Origin of the sequence: Pseudomonas sp. P39-UII1, assembly GCF_039672635.1 — a bacterium.
Lineage (GTDB): Bacteria > Pseudomonadota > Gammaproteobacteria > Pseudomonadales > Pseudomonadaceae > Aquipseudomonas.
On the sequence record NZ_JBDFPP010000004.1, the window covers coordinates 12,001 to 33,484 of the forward strand.

Sequence of the window (21,484 nt, forward strand, 5' to 3'; positions counted from 1 at the left end):
CTGACAAGAAGCGGCGCTACCATCACAGCTTGCATTCCTTCCCATTCCAACAAGCACAGGAAGCGTATGAACGAACAAGCTCTGTCTCTGCAGGCCTTGGCCGCACCTGATGGTATTTGTTACGGCTGCGGTTGTGCCCACCCCAGCGGGCTACATGTGCAAAGCCATTGGGACGCCGATGGTATTCACCTGCTGTGCCGGCACACGCCTGATGGCACCTTCACCGGCTGGCCCGGCCTGGTTTATGGCGGGCTGCTGGCGATGCTGGTCGACTGCCACTCCAACTGGACTGCCATGGCCTATCACTACCGGGCCGAAGGTCGCGAAGCAGGCAGCCTGCCGCGCATTGATTGCGTCACTGGCAGCCTTGGCCTGAACTACCTCAAGCCCACCCCCATGGGCGTCGAGCTTCTGCTCAAGGCGCGAGTGGAAGGCGAAGTCGGGCGCAAGACACGGGTGGTGTGCGAAGTATGGGCGGGGGATGTGCTGACTGTCAGCGCCGATTCCGTATTCGTTCGTGTGGACACCGAGAAGCTCAAGCTCAAGGCGCATGGCCAACCGGGCTGATGAAAGGCAGGTGATGGTCAGCCGCCGGGGATGTCCACTACAGTGACAGTTCCATCCATCCGGCACAGGTTGACCATGACCGATCTCAGCGCATTCCCCGTCACCCGCAAATGGCCCGCGCAACACCCCGAGCGCCTTCAGCTTTACTCGCTGCCCACGCCCAACGGCGTCAAGGTTTCGATCATGCTGGAGGAGATCGGCCTGCCCTACGAGCCGCACAAGGTCAGCTTCGACAACGATGACCAGATGAGCCCCGAGTTCATCTCGCTCAGCGCCAACAACAAGATCCCGGCGATCCTCGACCCCGATGGCCCGGGTGGCAAACCGCTGCCTTTGTTCGAGTCCGGCGCGATCCTGCAATACCTGGCGGAAAAGACCGGGCAATTGCTAAGCCAGGACCCGGCTACCCGCTACCAGACCCTTCAGTGGCTGATGTTCCAGATGGGCGGCATCGGGCCGATGTTCGGCCAGGTGGGCTTCTTCCATTTCTTTGCTGGCAAGGAATACGAAGACAAGCGCCCGCGGGATCGCTACGTCAACGAATCGAAGCGCCTGCTTGGCGTGCTCGACCGGCATCTGCAAGGCCGGCAGTGGGTGGTCGACGAGTACAGCATTGCCGACATTGCCATCTTCCCTTGGGTGCGCAACCTGGTCGAACGCTACAACGCCCGTGAGCTGGTGGGGTTCGATGAGTTCAAGGAAGTGCAGCGCGTGCTGGCCACATTCCTGGAGCGGCCAGCCGTTCAGCGTGGCCTGAAAATCCCGGGCTGACCTGATCAGAAAATCTGGTTCAGAAGCCAGTACAGACTACCCGCCAGCAGCATCGCCGCCGGCAAGGTCAGCACCCACGCCATCAGCAAGTTGATCAACGTACGCTTCTGCACCCCCGAACCGTTGGCAACCATGGTCCCGGCCACCCCTGAGCTCAGCACATGGGTGGTCGACACCGGCAGCCCGAACATGTCTGCCGCACCAATGGTGCACATCGCAACCACTTCAGCCGACGCACCCTGGGCATAGCTCAGGTGGGTCTTGCCGATCTTCTCGCCCACCGTCACCACGATGCGCCGCCAGCCGACCATGGTCCCCAGGCCCAGGGCAATCGCCACAGCCACCTTGACCCATAGCGGAATGTAGCGCGTGGCGTCGTCCAGCTGGGTCTTGAACAGCTGCACATGGCTGCGGGTGTCGGCGTCGAACGCCACCAGCTGGTGCTTCTCGATCAGGCGGATGGCTTCGCTGGTCAGGTACATGTCGTTGCGCACGTTGGCCATGGCTTCGGCCGGTACGCGCTTGAGCGAGCCATAGCCCTTGACCTCTTCACCGATCATGCCGGTGAGCGCTGCAAGGGCTGGCACCAGTTGTGGGTTGGCCTTGGGCTCGGTGATGAACAGGGTAAGCACCTGGCGAGGGTCTGCCGGTAATGGTTGCGGGTCGCTGCGTACCAGTGCCTGGCGGGTGACCTCGGCCACGGCAGAGAACTGCAGCGCCTGCTCACTGGGCATGGTCTTGTTCAACGCGTAGGCCATGGGCAGCGTACCGACCAGGATCAGCATGATCAGGCCCATGCCTTTCTGCCCATCGTTGGAACCATGGGCGAACGACACGCCGGTGCAGGTCAGGATCAGCACGGCACGGATCCACCACGGCGGGGGTGTCTGGCCTTGCGGTGCCTGGTACAGCTCTTTGCGTTTGACCAGTGCACGCAGGGCGAGCAGCAGCAAGGCTGCGCAGGCAAAGCCGATCAGCGGCGAGAACAGCAGGGCGTAGCCGACCTTGCTGGCCTGGCCCCAGTCCACCCCGCTGGTACCGTCACGCCCATGCATCAGTGCATTGGCCACGCCAACCCCGATGATCGAGCCGATCAGGGTGTGTGAGGAAGACGCTGGCAAGCCCAGCCACCAGGTGCCCAGGTTCCAGATGATTGCAGCAAGCAGCAGGGCAAAAACCATGGCAAAGCCGGCCGTGGAGCCCACTTGCAGGATCAGCTCCACCGGCAGCAAGGCAATGATGCCGAACGCCACCGCGCCACTGGAAAACAACACCCCCAGAAAATTGCACAGCCCGGACCAGACCACAGCCACCGATGCTGGTAACGAGTGGGTGTAGATCACCGTGGCCACGGCGTTGGCGGTATCGTGGAAGCCATTGACGAACTCGAAGCCCAAGGCAATCAGCAAGGCCAAGCCCAGCAGCAGAAACGGCGTGACTGTGGTGATCACGGTGCCGCTGGCGCTGACATCCTGCTTCAGGCTCCAGGCGGTGTAGGCGATGCCGGCCATGAGCAGGCTGAAGAACAGAAAGAGGGTGGCACGCCCGGGTTTGTGTGAGAGCTGCGGGCGGGCATCGCGTTGGGCCAGTTGCGGCTGGCTGGCCAGTGACGGGGTTGCCATGGGGGCTCCGATTGGCGTCGGGCGAAGGTGCCGAAGGCTGTCAGCATAGAAACAAATCGTTACTGGGACGTGACCTCGGTCAATGGATTACCTAGGCTCAAGACGAGTGGTAAAGGCAGGAGCAACCGATGATTCGCTGCAAGCGTGTCTACGACGCGGTCGACCAGTGCGATGGCCAGCGTGTGCTGGTGGACCGCCTGTGGCCGCGCAATAAACGCAAGGAAGATCTGCACGGGCAGTGGTTGCGCGAGGTCGCGCCTTCGAACGCCTTGCGCAAGGCGTTTCACCAGGGCGAGGTGGATTACATCGGCTTCGCCCAACGCTACCAGCAGGAGCTCGCGGCGCATCCCGAGCACTGGTATTCATTATTGGACCTGGCAGCCCAGGGAGACCTCACATTGCTGTATGCCAGCAAGGACATCGAGCACAACAATGCCCAGGTATTGGCCGCCTGGCTTGAAGATGAGCTTGAGCGGCGCGGGCCTGGCAGTTCGCCGGTGTGCTATGCCCATTGATCTCATCCCGGCCACCGACCACCACCGCACCTTCGCCCGTGACCTCACTCGCCGGGCGATGCTGCCGTACTACCGGGAGTTCGACCTGTTGTGGATCGAAGAAGCATTCGATCAGGCCTGGGGCTGGCGCGAGCAGTGGCTGGTGGTCGACGGCGAAAGCGTGCTGGGTTTCTGCAGCCTCAGCCAGGACCGCCAGGCGTTGTTCATTCGTGAGCTGCACCTGTTGCCCGAGCACCGTGGGCACGGTGTCGGCGGCCAGGTGTTGGAAGTGCTGGCTACCTGGGCCGCGCAACGGCGCCTGCCGTTGTTGCGCTTGATGGTGTTCAAGAGCAACCCCGCACGGCGGCTGTACCTTCGCCACGGTTTTATGGAAATGGGCGATGACGCGTGTTTTGTGCGCATGCAGCGCCAGACCGGGTGGCCGAGAGTCGCCGCTTGAGGGCGCGATGCTGGCTTGCGACGAAACCCCGCGATGGGCATAGTGACTGTGCAGTCTGCAAGTGCTCACAGGGTCGTGAGCGTTATCCGGTGACGATCAGGAAACAAGGAGAAACGTCATATGAATGGACTCGGTCCGCGTCTTAGGGAAGAGCGTGAACGCCTGGGCATGACCCAGCGGGTATTCGGTGATATCGGCGGCGTCGAACCCAATGCCCAGGGCAAGTACGAAAGTGGTGAGCGCACCCCACGGCTTGATTACCTGGCGGCCCTTGCGGGCAAGGGCGTGGATGCGCTGTATGTGCTCAGCGGTATGCGTACGCCTGCGCCGCTGGAAAGCCTGTCGGCGGAAGAAGCCGGTCTGCTTGGCGCTTTTCGGCGCTTGCCGGTGGCCGATCAGGCTGCTTTGTGGCATTTGCTGGGGCGCCTGGTGGGCGAGGGGGGTAGCCGTGAGGTGTCGCGGCCTCAGCGCTTGGAACGTCAGACGTTTCTGTCGGAAGTTTTACGCTAGGTCCACCTTGAAAAATTTTGTTAAGGTGGCGGGATCCAATCGCCCTGTTGACGAGGTGTCTGCTTGATTAGGGTCCTAGTGGTCGATGACCACGATCTGGTACGAACCGGTATTACACGCATGTTGGCCGACATCGACGGCTTGCAGGTGGTGGGTGAGGCGGATTCGGGCGAGTCGGCGCTCAAACAGGCCCGAGAGCTCAAGCCGGATGTCGTGCTGATGGACGTCAAGATGCCTGGGATCGGCGGCCTGGAGGCCACCCGCAAACTGTTGCGCAGCCACCCCGATACCAAGGTGGTTGCGGTCACCGTGTGCGAAGAAGACCCGTTCCCCACGCGCCTCATGCAGGCCGGTGCGGCCGGTTACCTGACCAAGGGCGCGGGCCTGGACGAAATGGTCCAAGCCATTCGCCTGGCGTTTGCCGGGCAGCGCTATATCAGCCCGCAGATCGCCCAGCAGCTGGCGCTCAAGTCGTTCCAGCCGCAGGGCTCGCCCTTCGACGCGCTGTCGGAGCGGGAAATCCAGATTGCCCTGATGATTGTCGGTTGCCAGAAAGTGCAGATCATCTCCGACAAGTTGTGCCTGTCTCCCAAGACCGTCAATACTTACCGGTATCGGATCTTCGAAAAACTCTCGGTCACCAGCGACGTCGAACTGACCTTGCTGGCCGTTCGCCACGGTATGGTCGACGCAAGCCTGTAAAACCTCATGTCCCAAATCTTTGATGCCAGCGCATTCCTGGCGACCTGCAGCGGTCGCCCGGGCGTTTACCGGATGTTCGACGCCGAGGCTCGGCTGCTCTATGTGGGCAAGGCCAAGAACCTCAAGAAGCGTCTGGCCAGCTATTTTCGCAAGGCCGGCCTGGCGCCGAAAACCGCTGCGCTGGTGGCGCGTATCGCCCAGGTCGAAACCACCATCACGGCTAACGAAACCGAAGCGCTGCTGCTTGAGCAGAACCTCATCAAAGAGTGGCGGCCGCCGTACAACATTCTGTTGCGCGACGACAAATCCTACCCGTATGTATTCCTGTCTGACGGCCAATTCCCACGTTTGGGCATTCACCGCGGTGCAAAAAAAGCCAAGGGCCGATACTTTGGGCCATACCCCAGCGCCGGCGCCATCCGCGAAAGCCTCAGCCTTCTGCAGAAGGCCTTCTCGGTGCGCCAGTGCGAGGACAGCTATTACGCCAACCGCACCCGGCCCTGCCTGCAGTACCAGATCAAACGCTGCAAGGGGCCGTGCGTCGACCTGGTGGCCGCCGAAGAGTACGCCGAGGACGTGCGCCACTCGGTGATGTTCCTCGAAGGCCGCAGCCAGCAGCTGGGCAACGAGCTCAACGCCGAGATGGAAAAGGCCGCCATGGCCTTGAACTTCGAGAAGGCGGCCGAACTGCGCGACCAGATCGCCCTGTTGCGCCGGGTGCAGGACCAGCAATACATGGAAGGCGGCTCTGGCGATGTCGATGTGGTTGCCGCCTTCGTCAACCCAGGTGGTGCCTGCGTGCACTTGATCAGCGTGCGCGGCGGGCGCGTACTGGGTAGCAAGAACTTCTTCCCCCAGGTGGGCATCGAGGAGGAGGTGGCCGAAGTCATGGCGGCCTTCCTGTCCCAGTACTACCTGGGCAACGCCGAGCGGGAATTGCCGGGCGAGCTGATCGTCAACGTGGTGCACGAGGACTTCGCCGCCATCAGCGAGGCGCTGCAGACCCTGCGCGGCCGCGAGCTGACCATCAGCCACCGGGTGCGCGGCACCCGTGCCCGCTGGCAGCAACTGGCTGTCACCAACGCCGAGCAAGCGCTCAATGCCCGCCTGGCCAACCGCCAGCACATGGCTGCGCGCTTCGAGGCCCTGGCCGAGGTGCTGGGCCTGGATGAAGTGCCACAGCGTCTTGAATGCTACGACATCAGCCATTCCAGCGGCGAAGCCACGGTGGCCAGTTGCGTGGTGTTCGGCCCGGAAGGCCCGCTGAAGTCCGACTACCGCCGCTTCAACATCGAAGGTGTGACCGCTGGCGACGACTATGCCGCCATGCGCCAGGCCTTGATGCGCCGTTATGGGCGCATCAAGGACGGTGAGGGCAAGTTGCCCGATGTACTGCTGGTGGACGGCGGCAAAGGCCAGTTGAACATGGCCCGCGAAGTGATGCAGGAACTGGCCTTCACCGACCTGACCCTGCTCGGCGTGGCCAAGGGCGTTACCCGCAAGGCCGGTTTCGAAACCCTGTACCTCAACGATGTGGCCCACGAGTTCACCCTCAAGGGCGACAACCCGGCGCTGCACCTGATCCAGCAGATCCGCGACGAAGCCCACCGTTTTGCCATCACCGGCCACCGCGCCCGCCGTGGCAAGGCCCGGCGCGTGTCCAGCCTGGAAGACGTTGCCGGGGTAGGGCCCAAGCGCCGCCGCGACCTGCTGAAACATTTCGGTGGCCTGCAAGAGCTCAACCGCGCCAGTATCGATGAAATCGCCAAAGCCCCCGGCATCAGTAAAAAGCTTGCCGAGTCGATTTATGCCAGCCTGCATAGCGAGTAGAATGCCGGGCTCAACCCGCAGCCAGTCGTACCGATGAATATTCCAAACCTGCTCACCGTTCTACGCGTCCTGCTCATCCCGATCTTCATCCTGCTGTTCTATGTGCCCTATCACTGGAGCTACATGGCCGCCAGCACGGTGTTCGCCATCGCCGCCGCCACCGACTGGCTGGACGGCTACCTGGCGCGTCGCCTGCAGCAGAGCACGCCGTTCGGTGCCTTCCTCGACCCCGTGGCCGACAAGCTGATGGTCGCCGTGGCGCTGGTGCTGCTGGTGCAGGTACACGCCAACTTCTGGCTGACCCTGCCGGCCGCCGTGATCATTGGCCGTGAAATCGTCGTGTCGGCGTTGCGCGAGTGGATGGCCGAGCTGGGGGCGAGGGCGCACGTCGCGGTGTCCAACCTGGGCAAGTGGAAAACCGCAGCGCAGATGCTGGCGCTGGTGATCCTGCTGGCCAACCCGCCGGCGGTGACGTTCTGGGTCATTCTCGGTTACGGCCTGCTGCTGGTGGCTGCCGCGCTGACGCTGTGGTCGATGGTGCACTACCTGCTGGCGGCCTGGCCGCACCTGCGCGAAGGTTCTGAGCAAAAATAAAACTTTTTTGAATCAAGGGGTTGACGCCGTTTTAGATGTTGCTAGAATGGCACCCATCACGACGCGGGAATAGCTCAGTTGGTAGAGCACGACCTTGCCAAGGTCGGGGTCGCGAGTTCGAGTCTCGTTTCCCGCTCCAAATTCGATCCTCAGTGCGTCGCTGGGATCACGAAAAAGAGGCCTAAGGGCCTCTTTTTTTATGCCTGCGATTTGTCAGTCAATTCAATGCATCATGCCCAACTCTGCATCATCCATCAGCGCCTTGGCCAACGCGCTCAGATAATGTGAGGCCCAGATCAACTGAGGGTTGTCGTCCATCAGGCCCGCGATGGTCAGGTCCCGCACACATCCCATCAGTTCCGACGCTTGCTCGCGGGCATCCTGGCATGGGATGCCAGGCTCGATGCAGAACAACGGTTGTGTCTTTTTCTCGCCTTGATAGAACTTGGTCTTGCCGACCGTGGTTTTGACATTGATCTCATCTGTAGGCATTGCTTGATCTCCCTGGAGACCTGAATCCTGGGCGGGCATCTTCGCGGGTAAGCACCTCACACCACCGCGCCGCTGTCACTGTGGGAGCCGGCTTGCCGGCGGTGGCGCCAGCCCAGGCAATATACGATTAACGGCTTAGTGCTGGGTGCGTGGCGCCGCTGGCATCTGCATCTGAATCAAAGCCGACTCAAGCAGCACACGCAGCGATTCAAGCTCATGCATCGTGGCCATCATCAGAACCGACGCGGGCGACTTGGGCTGCATCGAAACAGCCTGCTGCGCCACCATCTGTGCGCACAGAGCGTACTCCGTAGCTTGGATGATGGTGTCTTCGAGGGAGTGGTGGTTGTGGGGTGGATCGGGGACGATCTTAAGCATTACATAGTCCTTTCAAGGTGCGCCTCCCTTGTTGCTGTCAAACAGAAGGGTGGCAGCTGTACGTGGGTTGACAGACCGGCGGACTATGCAAAGTTCCGGCGCACGCAAGCGTGCCCGCACGTACAGCCGCCATTGAAGGCAAGCCGTTTGCATAATACCGTCGCGGCCTGTCAAAGCCGATCGCTAAAGACAGCGACCTGCCGAGACTAGAGCGCTGTTAGAGCGACCGCAACGGAAAAAAGGTGGCGGGAGTATCTTTGGGAAACGGACTACAAGGAAGAAGGCAAATCTGATTCTTTACTCGGATTGGATGTTCTTGTTCCCAGTACGCAGGCATCATGATCGACCGCTTTCGATCCGTGACTACCGTTGGCGAGAGGCAGCAATCGAACCAAAGCGGATACCGCCCCAACGCTTTGAGTCGGTACTGGCCTCATCGCCGGCAAGCCGGCTCGCACAGAGATATAACCAGTCTCCGGGCCTGCGCAGTACCTGTGGGAGCCGGGCTTGCCGGCGATGGGCCGCGGAGCGGCCCCGGCCTTCGGGTGTCCGCTATGGGCGAAATGGGTCAATGGTGACCGGCTGCTTTCGACCCATAGCGGTCAGCCAATCTGATTGCGAAAGCTGGACGGTATGTACCACGGCGCAGCGGAGTCGACTCAAAACGGCCATTGGTGTACGGCGAGGGAAATGATCAGAGCTGGCGTTTCACGTCCCCACGTTTTAGGCTACCGCCGGGCTCGAGGGGGCCCGTAACCACGCTAAACGCAATGACCGAAGGATCAAAATATGGATATCAAATTGGCTCGACTGGCTGCAGCCATGGGATTGGCCATTATTCTGGCAGCTTGCTCGGAGGAAAAAGTGCCCGAGCCGACAGCAGGCAACTGTGCTCCGGAGATATACGAAAAGAATCTGGCGAGCTTATCGAAAGAGTCGAACCGTAACGAGTTCATCGCAAACTGCAAGAGTTTCCTCGCCGCGAAGAAAATGACCGATTGGGAATTCAAGAAAAGCCCAGAAGACAATTTCTGAGAATCTAGCCTGACAAGCCACCTCGGCAAACAAGGAGCCTGCGGGCTCCTTATCCTTCGGGTCGCGCTCAGCGTACCTTTTGCCCAGAACCGCCGTTCTCGGATAGATCCAGATCGCACTTATCGATTAGATCTTCCGTCTTTTTGCCATCTGGTGGCTTCTCCCAGTACTCAGGAGTGCAATGCGCTTCTAACACTGAATAATCAGCCTCACCGACCGCCATGGCGAAACCTGAAGCAAGCGCAGCGGTGAGAAAAATTACAGATTTGGTTGTCATAGGTTCATTCCTTTGAGATGGCCGGCTGTTATAGCAAAACTCCCTCGGTTCACAAAAGCGTCTGTCCGTTACCTTGGGGGTCTGCTATGGGTCGGTTGGCGACCGTCCACCGGATCGAGTTCACCCTTGTTCTCCCCTAACGCGGAGGACAACCCATGAAAACCGGTGCTATCTACACCCATCGCCCATGGAACAAGGGAAAGCTAGTCGGGCAGAAAGCCCCGCTCCGACTCAGAGATATCTGGGCCATCCGGGTAAGGCTCCAGATCGCGGAGAAATCTCGGGATCTGGCGTTGTTCAACTTGGCAATCAACAGCAAGCTGCGAGCCTGCGACTTAACCAAGCTTCGCGTACGCGACGTTGCTCATGGGGAGCACGTGTCATCGCGAGCGATTGTGATGCAGCAGAAAACTCAACATCTAGTGCAATTTGAGATCACCGAGCAAACCCGTATGGCTTTGGAAGCCTGGATGCATCAGGCTCACCTCCGTAGCGAGGACTGTCTGTTTCCGATTCGGCTACACGGTTTGGATCATCTCTCCACCAGGCAATACGCGCGAATAGTGAAAGCCTGGGTGACAGCCATTGGCCTTGATCCAGCGCTGTACGGCACCCACACGCTGCGGCGAACGAAGGCCTCATTGATCTATCGTAGAACCAAGAATCTGAGGGCAGTCCAACTCTTGCTTGGCCATACGAAGCTTGAAAGCACCGTCAGATATCTGGGGATTGAGGTCGACGATGCCTTGGAGATGGCAGAGCAGACGGAGGTCTGACCATCTAAAGCGACGGTCGAGGGCAGACCGTCGCCAACCGACCCATAGCGGACATTGGCGACGGACAGAAATCGGCCAAAACCGATCACTTGCTAATTGAAACGGCTACTATGCAGGTATATACGACCTAACCGCTTGATGCAGTGCATTCAATGACCATGGCTTGCGCAGGAATATTGCTTGAGAAGGTAGCAAACCGTCTGTCAGGGATCGATTGCCTGACGTGAGGATGACAGGCACGCAAGGCCAACGTGACAAGGACACTCGTGCCAATTCCAGTCCATCCATACTGCCCGGCATGCAGACGTTAGTCATTACCGCGACTATTGAAGACGGCACGGTGACGGCACGGTGACCGCCCAGTACGACCCATCACGCATGGCGCAGGTTTTGTCGAATCTTATTGGCAACGCGGTACGGCACGGTAAAGTGCATCTTCCAATTAGGGTTACCCTGAACAGGGGTAACACCACCGCGTGTTTTTCTGTGCAAAGTTACGGAGAGCCTATTCCTCCTAGCGCACTCGTTTCTCTTTTTGATCCGAACAGGCGTATCTCCAAATATACCGAGCAAAGCAAGGAGTATCATCTGGCCTAGGATAAGGATTATTCATAGCGGCTCAAATTATCGAAGCGCATGGAGGAAATATAGAAGTCGAGTCGACGCTGGAGGAAGCGGCAATTTTCCGTGTGACTTTGCCCATTCGCTAATATCTATGATTCGGTTGCTCAAGAAACTAAACCATAGCGCTTATGGTGAATAGCTGTTATAGATCGAAAGCTGTCACACAAGATTGGCGCAAGTGCGCTAATGCTAGCTTCAATGCAAGCTTCCCAAATTTGAGGTCTGGGCATCAATAGAAATATCGCAGCCACTATCCTGCTTGCATTTCTGAAACCACTTGTCGGATCATTTCCATGAGTGCGTGCGCCGCCGGGGATTGGAGTGCGGCAGCCCGATAAGTAAGACCAATGGGCCTTGATGTGTGGTTCAAAACCAAAGGCACAGGAACGAGATCTTTGCTGTTGATCTCATACTGAAGTTGATGTGCAGAAACGGCTGCGAGCATGTCAGAGTTCAACAGCACTCCCCGGAGTATCGCAAGGTCACCTGTTTCCACCACGGGCGGCGGCGAGCTTATACCTATGTGGAAAAAAAATGCTGACAGCAGATCACGTGCCGGTGAGCCAGATCTTGGAAGTACCCATTTCGCAGAAGCGAGCATTTCCGGCGTAACTGGCCGGCCTGCCCATGAGTGACCACGACGCATCAAGATCACCAGATTTTCCTGCATCAGTTCTTCGCCTTGCAAGTCGGAGCCATAGGAAGATGAGCGTAAAGCACCCAAGACGAAATCCACATCGCCTGACCGTAATTCGCTAGCCAATAGATCAAACGGGCTCTCGTTCGTCACAATGGAAAGTCCGGGATGACGAGCGGTGAGGCGCACAATCGCTTGTGGAAGAATATGAGTGCGCCCCAATGGTAGCGCACCAACATGTACAGTGCCTCTCACAATACCATCCAAGAAAGTGATATCTGCGTCCAAATGACGTAGCTCATTCAACGCACGCCGGGCGTGAAGCAGAACTACGGACGCCATCCTGGTTGGCAGCAAACCTTGAGGCGTGCGCTCGAAAAGACTAACGCCACACCCTTGCTCTAGAATCTTTATCGCAGCACTTATTGCCGGTTGAGAAATACCGAGCGTCATGGCAGCGGTTTGCATGTTTTGGGTTTCGCAAAGCCGAGCGAATATCTCAAGACGCCGATTCTGGAACAAATAAAGCGGTTCTCCTGACCCTTCCTACGTCCTACCGAGAACCTGCGGGATATAAAGCAGTTCGGCCACAGCGCGTTTGGCCCGAGGGAGAATTGAAGCGCCTTGCCGAGTCAGTCGCATTCCATTCGCACTGCGCTCAAATATGGGTATGCCCAACGACGACTCAAGCGAAATGATTGATCGAGTCACAGCAGATTGAGCGCGGAACAAGGCGGCGGCTGCTTTAGAGATGCTCCCGGTCTCGACCACGTACAAGAACGCTCGAATCTGCATTAGGCTAGGAGAAACAGCGGGTGTCATGAGTTCACACTCTCAGCGCTCGTCGGGACCTCATAGAATGGCGCAACCATCCCAATAAGTAAAATGCATACCTTAAAAGGAGGAAGGCATTATCCGCTTAAGGTATACGTATGCGACGGTATGTCCCATCGATCCCTACGATGAGACGAGCCACAAATGAACACCTCACAACAAAAAACAGCCTTGATCGTCAGTGCGCATTCCGCCGATTTTGTTTGGCGCGCAGGTGGCGCCATCGCCCTTCATACCCAACAGGGATATGCCGTACACATCGTTTGCCTGTCCTACGGCGAACGCGGTGAGTCTGCCAAATTGTGGCGTAAGGGTGAGATGACTGAAGAGAGGGTGAAAGCGGCTCGTCGCGAGGAAGCTCAAGCTGCCGCTGAAATCCTGGGCGCCAGCGTCGAGTTTTTCGATATTGGTGACTATCCGATGCGCGCAGACAAGGAAACCCTGTTTCGCCTCGCCGACGTCTTTCGACGAGTTCAACCGGAGTTTGTACTGAGCCATTCAATCAGGGATCCGTACAACTACGACCACCCACTCGCAATGAACCTCACACAGGAGGCCCGCATTATCGCTCAGGCTGAGGGCTACAAGCCTGGCGAAAAGATCGTCGGCGCTCCCCCTGTCTATAGCTTTGAGCCACACCAGCCTGAGCAGTGTGAGTGGAGGCCTGACGTGCTGTTGGACATCACTGAGGTGTGGGACAAAAAGTACGCGGCGATTCAGTGCATGGCAGGTCAGGAACACCTCTGGGAGTACTACACTCGCGTGGCTCTGCAACGAGGTGTGCAAGCCAAGCGCAACGTCGGCATCTCCTCTTCGCGAAACATTGTCTACGCAGAGGGCTATGAAAGCCTCTTCCCTCGCGTTACGGAGAACCTGGGATGAGCAGCCTCATTGGAAAGACAGGAATTGTGATCCGCAATATTTCCCGAGCTGACGGTGGCCTAATAGACGCGCTTAACGAGTTCGGCGTCGCAACCGTACACGAGGCCCAAGGCCGGAAGGGGCTGCTCGATAAAGCGATCCGTCCCATTCAACAGAATCAGGGTATCAGTGGTTCCGCAGTGACGGCACTGGTTGCCCCCGGCGACAACTGGATGTTTCACGTCGCGGTAGAACAGTGTCAGCCGGGAGATATCTTGGTCGTGGGGACATCCTCCCCATGCACTGATGGCTACTTCGGTGATCTGCTCGCAACTTCCTTACAAGCACGGGGAGTGAGAGGTCTGGTCATTGATGCGGGCGTACGGGATACACGAACGCTCAGGGAAATGGGTTTCAAGGTCTGGTCACGTACAGTGCATGCCCAGGGAACGGTGAAAGAGACAATTGGCTCGGTGAATACTCCGATAGTCTGCGCTGGCCAGTTAGTTGAGCCTGGAGACGTGGTGGTTGCAGATGATGACGGCGTCGTGATCGTCAGACGTCAAGACGTCAGGGAAGTGGTCGATACCAGCCTCAAACGTGCTGAGCTGGAGGAGCAAAAGCGATTGCGTCTCGCCGCAGGTGAGTTGGGCCTCGATATTTACAACATGCGCCAAAAGCTGGCTGATCGCGGTTTGGTCTACTACGACTCGCTCAGCGATCTAGATGGGTGACGCCATGAGCCAGACTCGAATTCCTTGTCTGTTGGTTCGCGGCGGCACCTCTAAAGGCGCGTTCTTCCTCGCTAGTGAGTTGCCCCCCGAAGGTGAGGCGCGAGACCGGGTATTACTTGCTGCCATGGGCTCCCCTGATCCACGCCAGATTGATGGAATTGGTGGCGCGAACTCGCTCACTAGCAAGGTAGCGATTATCAGCCCTTCAAATCGTCCCGACGCTGATGTGGACTACTTGTTCGCTCAGGTTTCAGTTGAAGAAGCCAAGGTAGATTACGGCCAAAACTGCGGAAATATCCTGGCAGGTGTAGGCCCGTTCGCCATCGAGCGGGGCTTGATAACAGCGCATGATTCGATCACGCCCGTACGCATCTTCATGGCTAATACGGGCCAAACCGCAATCGCTCAAGTCCAGACGGTTGAGGGTCGAGTTAAGTATGACGGAGAGGCTAGAATCGATGGTGTTCCGGGATCCAGTGCTCCTCTGATCGTCGAATTCCAGGACATCGCTGGTTCCAGCTGTGGGGCTCTACTTCCGACAGGTAACGCAGTTGACCAAGTCGATGGCATAGAGGTGACATGCATTGATAACGGCATGCCCGTAGTCCTGATAAGGGCAGCCGATTTGGGCCGCACAGGATACGAAAGCCCTGAGGAACTCGATGGTGATACCGAGCTTAAATCGAAGCTTGAGTCCATCAGACTAAAAGCCGGGAAGCTGATGAATCTCGGTGACGTTAGCAGCCGAACCGTACCCAAGTTGTCTTTGATCGCGGCTGCGCGTGATGGCGGCGCGATCAGCAGCCGCACATTCATTCCCCACCGCTGCCACACATCCATCGGTGTATTCGGCGCGGTCAGTGTCGCAACAGCCTGTCGCCTTGAGGGCACGGTTGCTTCAAGCGTCGCTAGGGTCGAGCCCCATGATCACGTGAGAATATCCGTAGAACATCCATCTGGAGAATTCTCCGTTGAGCTTCGCATGCGAGAAGACAAGATCGTAGGCTGTGGACTAGTGCGTACGGCTCGATTGCTCTTTGACGGAAATGTGCTAATCCCTGCTTCAATTTGGCCATCGGTAACTACAAAATGATCAAAACCCTTACCTTGATCGGCTTCGGTGAAGCTGGTGGCATCCTAGGGCAAGACCTTGCTGCCGCTGGCATAGAAATTTTCACCTATGATCGATTGCACGATGACCCGAAAAAACGACCAGCCCTGCTCGACAAAGGGCGACGCTGCGGCGTGACCGTCTGCGATAGCGCTGCCCTTGCCCTATCGCGCGGGGAGTGGGTCATTTCTGCCGTGACCGCCGACAATGCCCTCAGGGTCGCACAGGATGCGGCTCCACTGATGCTGAAGGGGCAGTTGTTCATAGATATCAACTCCATTGCTCCTGCAACCAAGCGGGTGGCAGAAGCCGTTATGGCCCAATATGGAATTGATTACGTAGACGCCGCCGTCGTGGCGCCCGTTCCTCCGCAACGACTTCTCACACCCATACTGCTGGGCGGCACACGGTCCGATGAGGTCTGCTCTAAACTGAACGCTCTTGGCATGAACACCCGCGTGGTCGCCAACACAATTGGCGTGGCCTCAGCAATCAAGATGTGTCGAAGCATCATGATTAAGGGCTTAGAGGCTCTTACGACGGAATGCTTAAGTGCTGCTCGCCAGTACGATGCGGAGGATGAGGTTCTCACATCGCTGCACAAAAGCTTTCCAAGTATGGGATGGAACAGTGACCTCCCTCACTATCTGATCAGTCGGGTGGCAGAGCACGGGTTACGGCGATCAGAGGAGATGAAAGAGGTTGAAAAGACAGTCAACGATGTAGGGGTTACCGCTTACATGAGTAGAGCGACAGCGAGCGCTCAGCGAGGGCTTATAGACTCCATGGCTGAAGCGGGCATCGAATATTCGACGCTGGAACCCTTCAGTTGGAGTGCATTTGTCGACACCCTCTATGGCAGCTCAGCCGCCAAGCAAAGTGAAGCCCTCGAAAAAGGGTAAGATAAGGTCTTTGAGTGAGCCCCATGGATCTCAAGCAACTGGAATGCTTTGTACGGGTGGCGGAATTTGGCAGTTTCACCAAAGCCGCAGCTGTCTTAAACATCTCGCAGTCTGTCGTGAGTCGACAGGTTCGCCAGCTTGAGGTCGAACTCCAGGAGCATCTACTGATGCGTAATGGGCGTGGGGTATTACTAACCGGTTCTGGCCAGCGACTCTTCGAACACGGTAAGGGCATTCTCAGACAGGTTCAGGTAGCGCGAGAAGACCTACGGGAACAGCGCGATACCCTGTCCGGCAAAGTCGTCATTGGCCTCCCGCCCAGCATTTCTCGGCGCCATACCGTGGCGTTAGTAACGGCATTTCGCAAGCGCTTCCCTAATTGCATCCTAGGCATCAAAGAGGGCCTTACTCACTCGGTGCGCGAGTGGCTGCTCTTGGGGCGGCTGGATTTTGCGCTGCTTTTCAACCCTGGACAGAAGGCGCAGCTGCAATACGAGCACCTACATTCTGAGCCATTGATGCTCATCGGGAGCCAGCATTCCGATCTCCCAGCCACAGTCCCGATGAAAGATTTGGGCAAGTTTCCGCTCATTACCCCGAGTGAGCCTCATTCAATTCGGCGCTTGATCGAGACTGAAGCTACACGCCACGAGGTTCAGCTCGACATATCTCTGGAGATAGACAGCATCCCGTCCCTTCTGGAGCTGATTGATCTCGATATGGGTTATGGAGTGCTGTTTCGTTCCGCGCTGGTTAACGGCAACGGCCAATTGGAAGGTCTCAAAGCCGCACAGATAGTCGATCCCACAATTCAGACCCATCTTTTTGTTGCCACATTCGAGCAGAGACCTCTCTCCCGTCTCGCAGAACAAACGATGGCGCTCGTGCGTGAGATTTGCATACCTTAGCCTAACGCATGCAAAAACTGCATAACTGCTAGAACTTGGGTCGAGTTGTTGAGAGGCCGGAAGACGCCCACCATCGGGTTATCGATTCCACTAACAACGACTAATAGGATACGAGATGAAATCCTGCCTCGCTCCAGATCCACACCCCACCATCCCGCTGCAAAAGCTGCCAGAAGGCGCATGGGACGCACATTGCCATGTGTTTGGGCCAGCCTCGGTTTTCCCTTACGCAGAAGACCGCAGCTATACGCCTCCAGATGCCCCTTTCGAAACTTTGCGGTCTTTGCACGATCACCTCGGTTTCAGCCGTGGCGTAATCGTCCAGGCCAGCTGCCACGGTACCGACAATCGCGCCATGCTCGACACGATTGCTCGCAGTGAGGGGCGCTATCGGGGTGTAGCCATCGTGAATGGCACCGAATCTGATGAACAACTGGCAGCCCTTGATGCCGGCGGTGTTCGTGGGGTTCGTTTCAACTTCGTAGCTCACCTGGGCGGAGCCCCCGATCTCGATGTTTTCGACAGCACCGTAGATCGTCTTGCAGATCTTGGATGGCACGTGGTTCTGCACCTCGACGCCCAAGACATCCTCACCTACGCAGATCGGCTTGCGCGGATCCCGGTACCTTTCATCATAGACCACATGGGCCGAGTCAAAGCCCAGGATGGCATCGACCAGACACCATTCCACGCGCTCCAACAACTGATGGAAAACCCATTGGCCTGGGTGAAGGTCTGCGGCGCCGAACGTGTCTCCGCAGGTCGTCGACCTTTCGAGGATGCGATCCCTTTTGCACAGCGGCTTATTGAGATCGCTCCGGATAGAGTGCTGTGGGGTACTGACTGGCCACATCCAAACATCTCCAAGGACATGCCAAACGACGGCGGACTGGTGGATCTGATGTTCAGATTCTGTACGGATCCAGAGAAGCGCCAGAAGCTGTTGGTAGAAAATCCCCTGAAACTATACGGACGCTAAGCAACAACGCTAGACCATTCCTCCAACAATAAGATTTCAGTGAGAATAGCTATGAACTCCAGCCCTGCGTCTGCTCAGGCCGAAGCTACATCACCCTCCGTGGTGAAAGCCAAACCGCCCTTCTACAAAGCGATGTACTTCCAGGTTCTACTTGGAATCATTGCTGGCGTCGTGGTCGGTCACTTCTGGCCTACATTCGCCGCTGACCTAAAACCTCTGGGCGATGCCTTCATCAAGCTGATCAAGATGATTATCGGCCCCGTCGTTTTCTGCACGGTGGTAAGCGGTATCGCTGGGATGCGAGATCTGAAGAAAGTGGGTCGCGTTGGTGGCAAGGCCCTGCTCTACTTTGAAGTCATCTCCACGGTGTCCCTCATCATCGGCTTGATTGGGGGCCACCTTTTCAACCCCGGTGGAGGCTTCAACGTAGATGTGAACTCTCTGGACGCCTCAGCTGTAACTGGGTTCGCCGAACAGGCTCAACACATGCACATGGTTGAGTTTCTGATGGGGATTATTCCCTCAACATTTGTCCAAGCTTTCGCCGAAGGGAATGTGCTCTGCATCCTGCTGGTGTCTGTCCTTTTTGGATGCGCACTCTCGGCGATGGGTGCAAAGGGAAAGCCGGTCTACGACATCATCGAAGGTTTGTCAGGGGTTTTCTTCCGGATCGTCCACATCATCGCCAAGCTCTCTGCCGTAGGTGCGTTTGGTGCGATTGCTTTCACCGTAGGCACCTATGGGGTTGGCGCCTTGCTGCCTCTCATGAAGCTGGTCGGCAGTTTCTACATCCTGTGCGCGCTTTTCGTAATCGTCATTCTCGGTGCAGTGGCCAAGGTTTGCGGATTTAGCATTCTGCGATTCATCGCTTACATCAAGGAAGAGCTACTGGTGGTGCTCGGCACCAGTTCCTCAGAAGTGGTACTGCCTCAAATCATGGAAAAAATGGAGCGTTTGGGCTGTTCCAAACCAGTCGTAGGACTGGTCATCCCGACGGGGTACTCGTTCAACCTGGATGGCACCAATATATACCTGACGATGGCAGTCCTTTTCATTGCTCAAGCCCTGAATATCGAGCTGTCCCTCAGCCAGCAATTGACGCTGGTGGTGGTGGCAATGCTGACATCGAAAGGCGCCAGTGGCGTATCGGGCGCTGCGTTCGTGATGCTGACCAGCACACTCATGGTCGTGCCGGTTGTTCCTGTAGCAGGCATGGTACTTATCCTTGGTATCCACCGTTTCATGGGGACTGGCCTTGCCATGACCAACCTGGTTGGCAACGGTGTGGCAGCGCTGGTCGTCTCCGCATGGGAGAAAGAACTGGATCGCGAAAAGCTTGCACAAGAACTCAGCATCAAGAAATAAGGCCTCAAACTAATACAATAAAATATGCCCCTGTTCGGCCTTAGGCCGAGCAGCGGGCCTTTGCGTCAGGATAATAATAAAAATGAATCGTACTCTCTCATGCTCAATTGTCATTCCTTTGATTCTCGCGACCAGCAACACTTTTGCGGAAGGTTTTATTGAGGGCAGCAAAATCCGATTGGAGGCCCGAAACTTTTATTACAATGGAGACTTCCGGGAAGGCACCGGGGTATCGAAAAGAGAAGAGTGGGCTCAAGGGCTTTTACTTAACTATGAGTCTGGTTATACATCAGGCCCGGTTGGCTTCGGGGCGGACGCATTGATCTTTGCAGGGTACAGACTGGACTCTAGCCCTGATCGTTCAGGTAGTGGGTTGCTTCCAAGAAACGATTCTGGCGAAGCAGTAGACGAGTATTCAAAGGCTGGGTACGGCGTGAAAACCAAAGTATTCGACACCACTGTTCGATACGGCATGTCACTGCCCAAATATCCTGTTCTCCAGTACAACAATAGTAGATTGACGCCGCAGACATTTCAGGGGTTCCAAGTCACCTCGACAGATATTGATCGATTGACTCTCAACCTCGCGCAGTTCGACCAGACCATTACCCCAGACTCTACGGACTTGAAGGACATCACCCTCGCCGTGAAAGATGGCCGCTATCGTGCAACTGGGATCGGTGATTTTTATCGACTCGGGGGAGCCACTTATAAAATCACGCCTCAGCTGAGCGCCAGTTATTTCTACGGAGAGCTGGATGACGTTTATCGTCAACAATATGTTGGCTTGGTTCACAGTATGCCACTAGGAAACGGTAACCTCACTACCGATCTGCGTGCTTTTGCGAGCAGCAACATCGGTGCCGCCAAGGCTGGTGATGTCGATAACCGAGCCTATGCGGCCTCGTTCAACTACTCAATGAATAATGGCCACAGCGTGATGGCGACGTACCAGGTCATGCAGGGATCGACTGGGTTTGCTTACATCAATAACCCCTACCTTCCCAACTATGTGCAGTATCACGACTTCGGGAGCGCAGGAGAGCGTAGCTGGCAGTTTCGCTATGGCTATGACTTTGCTGCACTCGGGGTTCCGGGACTGAGTTTCTTCACGGCCTATATTCATGGAGACGGATTGAAGAAGGTTGGTGCCGACAAAGAATGGGAGCGTGACGTGGAATTGAACTATGCGTTTCAAGGGAAGCTAAAAGGATTTTCTCTAAGGCTGCGCAATGCAACATTTCGCAGCGATGATCTGCGCGACATCGATGAGACACGGTTGATCGCAAGCTACCTTTTCACATCATTCTGACACAGAGACCCCAGCCCAAAGGTAGGTAGGATTGCCTGTCGCGTTCGAGGACGGTGCTGCCAGGTTCGGCAAGAACGGGCGTTAAAATCTGGCAGTTTTAGACGGGGATGATAAGGCTAATCTCAAATGCTTTAAAAAGTAGATGATTATGGATTGCTAGCAGGTCGCCTTGAACCCGGCTTGATCAACTGATTGCGAACAGCATGAATGCTGTATCCTAGAATCACCGCAAAGCTACTGCTATTGGCCAGTGGCGGCCCTTCGCGATAGGCAGCTTTGGGTCGACAGCTGCCGGTCGTAAATGACCGCAAACGCCCCATGGCAGACACCGTGCCAACGCCCTGTAGTCAGTACCGGCCTCATCGCCGGCAAGCCGGCTCCCACAGGGTATGCGGCGCGCTCGAGGGCTTTGTTCTATGCGCGACAGCGCAGCCCGATGGGCTGGGAATCTCCCACAGAAATACAACCAGCCTCCGGGCCTGCGCAGTACCTGTGGGAGCCGCGCTTGCCGGCGATGGGCCGCGTAGCGGTAGCGGCCCCGGCCTTCATGTAGTCAGTAGTTGCCTCATCGCCGGCAAGCCGGCTTCCACAGGATATGCGGCGCGCTCGCGGGCTTTGTTCTCTGCGCGACAGCGCAGCCCGATGGGCTGGGAATCTCCCACAGAAATACAACCGGCCTCCTGGCCTGCGCAGTACCTGTGGGAGCCGC

At 57.2% G+C, this 21,484-nt stretch carries 22 protein-coding genes, 1 tRNA gene and 1 pseudogene; 19 read left to right on the forward strand and 5 right to left on the reverse strand.

Annotated elements, in window-relative coordinates; translation table 11 throughout:
- Positions 1–66 precede the first annotated feature (66 nt).
- The gene (locus ABEH27_RS07085; protein WP_346612872.1) at positions 67–567 is read left to right on the forward strand and encodes a PaaI family thioesterase; all 501 of its coding nucleotides are present in this window, start codon (positions 67–69) and stop codon (positions 565–567) included.
- Positions 568–642: 75 nt separating this feature from the next.
- On the forward strand, positions 643–1,338 hold the full coding sequence (locus tag ABEH27_RS07090) for a glutathione S-transferase N-terminal domain-containing protein (protein ID WP_346612873.1): 696 nt from the start codon (positions 643–645) through the stop codon (positions 1,336–1,338).
- A 5-nt stretch (positions 1,339–1,343) separates the two neighbouring features.
- On the opposite strand, the gene ABEH27_RS07095 is transcribed toward ABEH27_RS07090, so the two are convergent.
- Positions 1,344–2,960 carry an inorganic phosphate transporter gene (locus tag ABEH27_RS07095; RefSeq protein WP_346612874.1) on the reverse strand — a complete coding sequence of 539 codons (1,617 nt, stop codon included), beginning with the start codon at positions 2,958–2,960 and terminating at the stop codon, positions 1,344–1,346.
- A gap of 128 nt (positions 2,961–3,088) precedes the next feature.
- On the opposite strand from ABEH27_RS07095, the gene ABEH27_RS07100 reads away from it, so the two are divergent.
- From ABEH27_RS07100 to ABEH27_RS07130, 7 genes are all read left to right on the forward strand, one after another.
- Positions 3,089–3,475 (forward strand): DUF488 family protein, encoded by a 387-nt coding sequence (locus ABEH27_RS07100; RefSeq protein WP_346612875.1) that lies wholly within the window; start codon positions 3,089–3,091, stop codon positions 3,473–3,475.
- A complete protein-coding gene (locus ABEH27_RS07105) occupies positions 3,465–3,914 on the forward strand; it encodes a GNAT family N-acetyltransferase (RefSeq protein ID WP_346612876.1) in 450 nt (149 codons plus the stop codon). Before ABEH27_RS07100 ends, ABEH27_RS07105 begins: the two co-directional genes overlap by 11 nt.
- A gap of 120 nt (positions 3,915–4,034) precedes the next feature.
- On the forward strand, positions 4,035–4,424 hold the full coding sequence (locus tag ABEH27_RS07110; RefSeq protein WP_346612877.1) for a helix-turn-helix domain-containing protein: 390 nt from the start codon (positions 4,035–4,037) through the stop codon (positions 4,422–4,424).
- A 63-nt stretch (positions 4,425–4,487) separates the two neighbouring features.
- Positions 4,488–5,126 (forward strand): UvrY/SirA/GacA family response regulator transcription factor, encoded by a 639-nt coding sequence (gene uvrY / locus ABEH27_RS07115; protein WP_346612878.1) that lies wholly within the window; start codon positions 4,488–4,490, stop codon positions 5,124–5,126.
- A gap of 6 nt (positions 5,127–5,132) precedes the next feature.
- Positions 5,133–6,956, forward strand: coding sequence for an excinuclease ABC subunit UvrC (uvrC, locus tag ABEH27_RS07120; RefSeq protein ID WP_346612879.1), 1,824 nt, complete (start codon positions 5,133–5,135; stop codon positions 6,954–6,956).
- A gap of 33 nt (positions 6,957–6,989) precedes the next feature.
- A complete protein-coding gene (gene pgsA, locus ABEH27_RS07125; protein WP_346612880.1) occupies positions 6,990–7,550 on the forward strand; it encodes a CDP-diacylglycerol--glycerol-3-phosphate 3-phosphatidyltransferase in 561 nt (186 codons plus the stop codon).
- A gap of 63 nt (positions 7,551–7,613) precedes the next feature.
- Positions 7,614–7,689: transfer RNA gene (locus ABEH27_RS07130), tRNA-Gly, on the forward strand.
- An 83-nt stretch (positions 7,690–7,772) separates the two neighbouring features.
- On the opposite strand, the gene ABEH27_RS07135 is transcribed toward ABEH27_RS07130, so the two are convergent.
- Both ABEH27_RS07135 and ABEH27_RS07140 read right to left on the reverse strand, forming a co-directional pair.
- Positions 7,773–8,042, reverse strand: a complete 270-nt coding sequence (locus tag ABEH27_RS07135) for a DUF3077 domain-containing protein (protein WP_346612881.1) — start codon at positions 8,040–8,042, stop codon at positions 7,773–7,775.
- A gap of 135 nt (positions 8,043–8,177) precedes the next feature.
- Positions 8,178–8,420, reverse strand: coding sequence for a hypothetical protein (locus tag ABEH27_RS07140; protein WP_346612882.1), 243 nt, complete (start codon positions 8,418–8,420; stop codon positions 8,178–8,180).
- 789 nt (positions 8,421–9,209) lie between these two features.
- Between ABEH27_RS07140 and trbK the strand changes: the two genes are divergently transcribed.
- Positions 9,210–9,455: an entry exclusion lipoprotein TrbK gene (gene trbK, locus ABEH27_RS07145; protein ID WP_346612883.1), complete on the forward strand. Its 246-nt coding sequence runs from the start codon at positions 9,210–9,212 to the stop codon at positions 9,453–9,455.
- Between the two features lie 67 nt (positions 9,456–9,522).
- On the opposite strand, the gene ABEH27_RS07150 is transcribed toward trbK, so the two are convergent.
- The gene (locus tag ABEH27_RS07150; RefSeq protein ID WP_346612884.1) at positions 9,523–9,732 is read right to left on the reverse strand and encodes a hypothetical protein; all 210 of its coding nucleotides are present in this window, start codon (positions 9,730–9,732) and stop codon (positions 9,523–9,525) included.
- Between the two features lie 155 nt (positions 9,733–9,887).
- On the opposite strand from ABEH27_RS07150, the gene ABEH27_RS07155 reads away from it, so the two are divergent.
- Positions 9,888–10,508, forward strand: a complete 621-nt coding sequence (locus tag ABEH27_RS07155) for a tyrosine-type recombinase/integrase (protein WP_346612885.1) — start codon at positions 9,888–9,890, stop codon at positions 10,506–10,508.
- Positions 10,509–11,382: 874 nt separating this feature from the next.
- Here ABEH27_RS07155 and ABEH27_RS07160 read toward each other — a convergent pair.
- Positions 11,383–12,591: pseudogene (locus ABEH27_RS07160) on the reverse strand (LysR family transcriptional regulator).
- 156 nt (positions 12,592–12,747) lie between these two features.
- Here ABEH27_RS07160 and galB point away from each other — a divergent pair.
- The 8 genes from galB (at position 12,748) to ABEH27_RS07200 (ending at position 20,775) form a co-directional block, all read left to right on the forward strand.
- The gene (galB, locus tag ABEH27_RS07165; protein WP_346612886.1) at positions 12,748–13,485 is read left to right on the forward strand and encodes a 4-oxalmesaconate hydratase; all 738 of its coding nucleotides are present in this window, start codon (positions 12,748–12,750) and stop codon (positions 13,483–13,485) included.
- Positions 13,482–14,198 (forward strand): 4-carboxy-4-hydroxy-2-oxoadipate aldolase/oxaloacetate decarboxylase, encoded by a 717-nt coding sequence (locus ABEH27_RS07170; protein WP_186666347.1) that lies wholly within the window; start codon positions 13,482–13,484, stop codon positions 14,196–14,198. Before galB ends, ABEH27_RS07170 begins: the two co-directional genes overlap by 4 nt.
- A gap of 4 nt (positions 14,199–14,202) precedes the next feature.
- On the forward strand, positions 14,203–15,291 hold the full coding sequence (locus ABEH27_RS07175; RefSeq protein ID WP_346612887.1) for a 4-oxalomesaconate tautomerase: 1,089 nt from the start codon (positions 14,203–14,205) through the stop codon (positions 15,289–15,291).
- Complete coding sequence (locus ABEH27_RS07180) at positions 15,288–16,211, forward strand: DUF1932 domain-containing protein (protein WP_346612888.1); 924 nt, start codon at positions 15,288–15,290, stop codon at positions 16,209–16,211. Before ABEH27_RS07175 ends, ABEH27_RS07180 begins: the two co-directional genes overlap by 4 nt.
- Positions 16,212–16,234: 23 nt before the next feature.
- Positions 16,235–17,119: a LysR substrate-binding domain-containing protein gene (locus ABEH27_RS07185; protein ID WP_186666371.1), complete on the forward strand. Its 885-nt coding sequence runs from the start codon at positions 16,235–16,237 to the stop codon at positions 17,117–17,119.
- A 115-nt stretch (positions 17,120–17,234) separates the two neighbouring features.
- The gene (locus ABEH27_RS07190; protein ID WP_346612889.1) at positions 17,235–18,098 is read left to right on the forward strand and encodes an amidohydrolase family protein; all 864 of its coding nucleotides are present in this window, start codon (positions 17,235–17,237) and stop codon (positions 18,096–18,098) included.
- Positions 18,099–18,149: 51 nt separating this feature from the next.
- Positions 18,150–19,463, forward strand: coding sequence for a dicarboxylate/amino acid:cation symporter (locus ABEH27_RS07195; RefSeq protein ID WP_346612890.1), 1,314 nt, complete (start codon positions 18,150–18,152; stop codon positions 19,461–19,463).
- 82 nt (positions 19,464–19,545) lie between these two features.
- Entirely contained in the window at positions 19,546–20,775 is a 1,230-nt protein-coding gene (locus ABEH27_RS07200; protein WP_346612891.1) for an OprD family porin, read from the forward strand.
- Positions 20,776–21,484 lie beyond the last annotated feature (709 nt).

Bases quoted from the DNA above. Each gene is read 5' to 3' on its own strand.
- ABEH27_RS07085 (WP_346612872.1), top strand. From the start codon at position 67: ATGAACGAACAAGCTCTGTCTCTGCAGGCCTTGGCCGCACCTGATGGT.
- ABEH27_RS07090 (WP_346612873.1), top strand. From the start codon at position 643: ATGACCGATCTCAGCGCATTCCCCGTCACCCGCAAATGGCCCGCGCAA.
- ABEH27_RS07095 (WP_346612874.1), bottom strand. From the start codon at position 2,960: ATGGCAACCCCGTCACTGGCCAGCCAGCCGCAACTGGCCCAACGCGAT.
- ABEH27_RS07100 (WP_346612875.1), top strand. From the start codon at position 3,089: ATGATTCGCTGCAAGCGTGTCTACGACGCGGTCGACCAGTGCGATGGC.
- ABEH27_RS07105 (WP_346612876.1), top strand. From the start codon at position 3,465: ATGCCCATTGATCTCATCCCGGCCACCGACCACCACCGCACCTTCGCC.
- ABEH27_RS07110 (WP_346612877.1), top strand. From the start codon at position 4,035: ATGAATGGACTCGGTCCGCGTCTTAGGGAAGAGCGTGAACGCCTGGGC.
- uvrC (WP_346612879.1), top strand. From the start codon at position 5,133: ATGTCCCAAATCTTTGATGCCAGCGCATTCCTGGCGACCTGCAGCGGT.
- pgsA (WP_346612880.1), top strand. From the start codon at position 6,990: ATGAATATTCCAAACCTGCTCACCGTTCTACGCGTCCTGCTCATCCCG.
- ABEH27_RS07135 (WP_346612881.1), bottom strand. From the start codon at position 8,042: ATGCCTACAGATGAGATCAATGTCAAAACCACGGTCGGCAAGACCAAG.
- ABEH27_RS07140 (WP_346612882.1), bottom strand. From the start codon at position 8,420: ATGCTTAAGATCGTCCCCGATCCACCCCACAACCACCACTCCCTCGAA.
- trbK (WP_346612883.1), top strand. From the start codon at position 9,210: ATGGATATCAAATTGGCTCGACTGGCTGCAGCCATGGGATTGGCCATT.
- ABEH27_RS07150 (WP_346612884.1), bottom strand. From the start codon at position 9,732: ATGACAACCAAATCTGTAATTTTTCTCACCGCTGCGCTTGCTTCAGGT.
- ABEH27_RS07155 (WP_346612885.1), top strand. From the start codon at position 9,888: ATGAAAACCGGTGCTATCTACACCCATCGCCCATGGAACAAGGGAAAG.
- galB (WP_346612886.1), top strand. From the start codon at position 12,748: ATGAACACCTCACAACAAAAAACAGCCTTGATCGTCAGTGCGCATTCC.
- ABEH27_RS07170 (WP_186666347.1), top strand. From the start codon at position 13,482: ATGAGCAGCCTCATTGGAAAGACAGGAATTGTGATCCGCAATATTTCC.
- ABEH27_RS07175 (WP_346612887.1), top strand. From the start codon at position 14,203: ATGAGCCAGACTCGAATTCCTTGTCTGTTGGTTCGCGGCGGCACCTCT.
- ABEH27_RS07180 (WP_346612888.1), top strand. From the start codon at position 15,288: ATGATCAAAACCCTTACCTTGATCGGCTTCGGTGAAGCTGGTGGCATC.
- ABEH27_RS07185 (WP_186666371.1), top strand. From the start codon at position 16,235: ATGGATCTCAAGCAACTGGAATGCTTTGTACGGGTGGCGGAATTTGGC.
- ABEH27_RS07190 (WP_346612889.1), top strand. From the start codon at position 17,235: ATGAAATCCTGCCTCGCTCCAGATCCACACCCCACCATCCCGCTGCAA.
- ABEH27_RS07195 (WP_346612890.1), top strand. From the start codon at position 18,150: ATGAACTCCAGCCCTGCGTCTGCTCAGGCCGAAGCTACATCACCCTCC.
- ABEH27_RS07200 (WP_346612891.1), top strand. From the start codon at position 19,546: ATGAATCGTACTCTCTCATGCTCAATTGTCATTCCTTTGATTCTCGCG.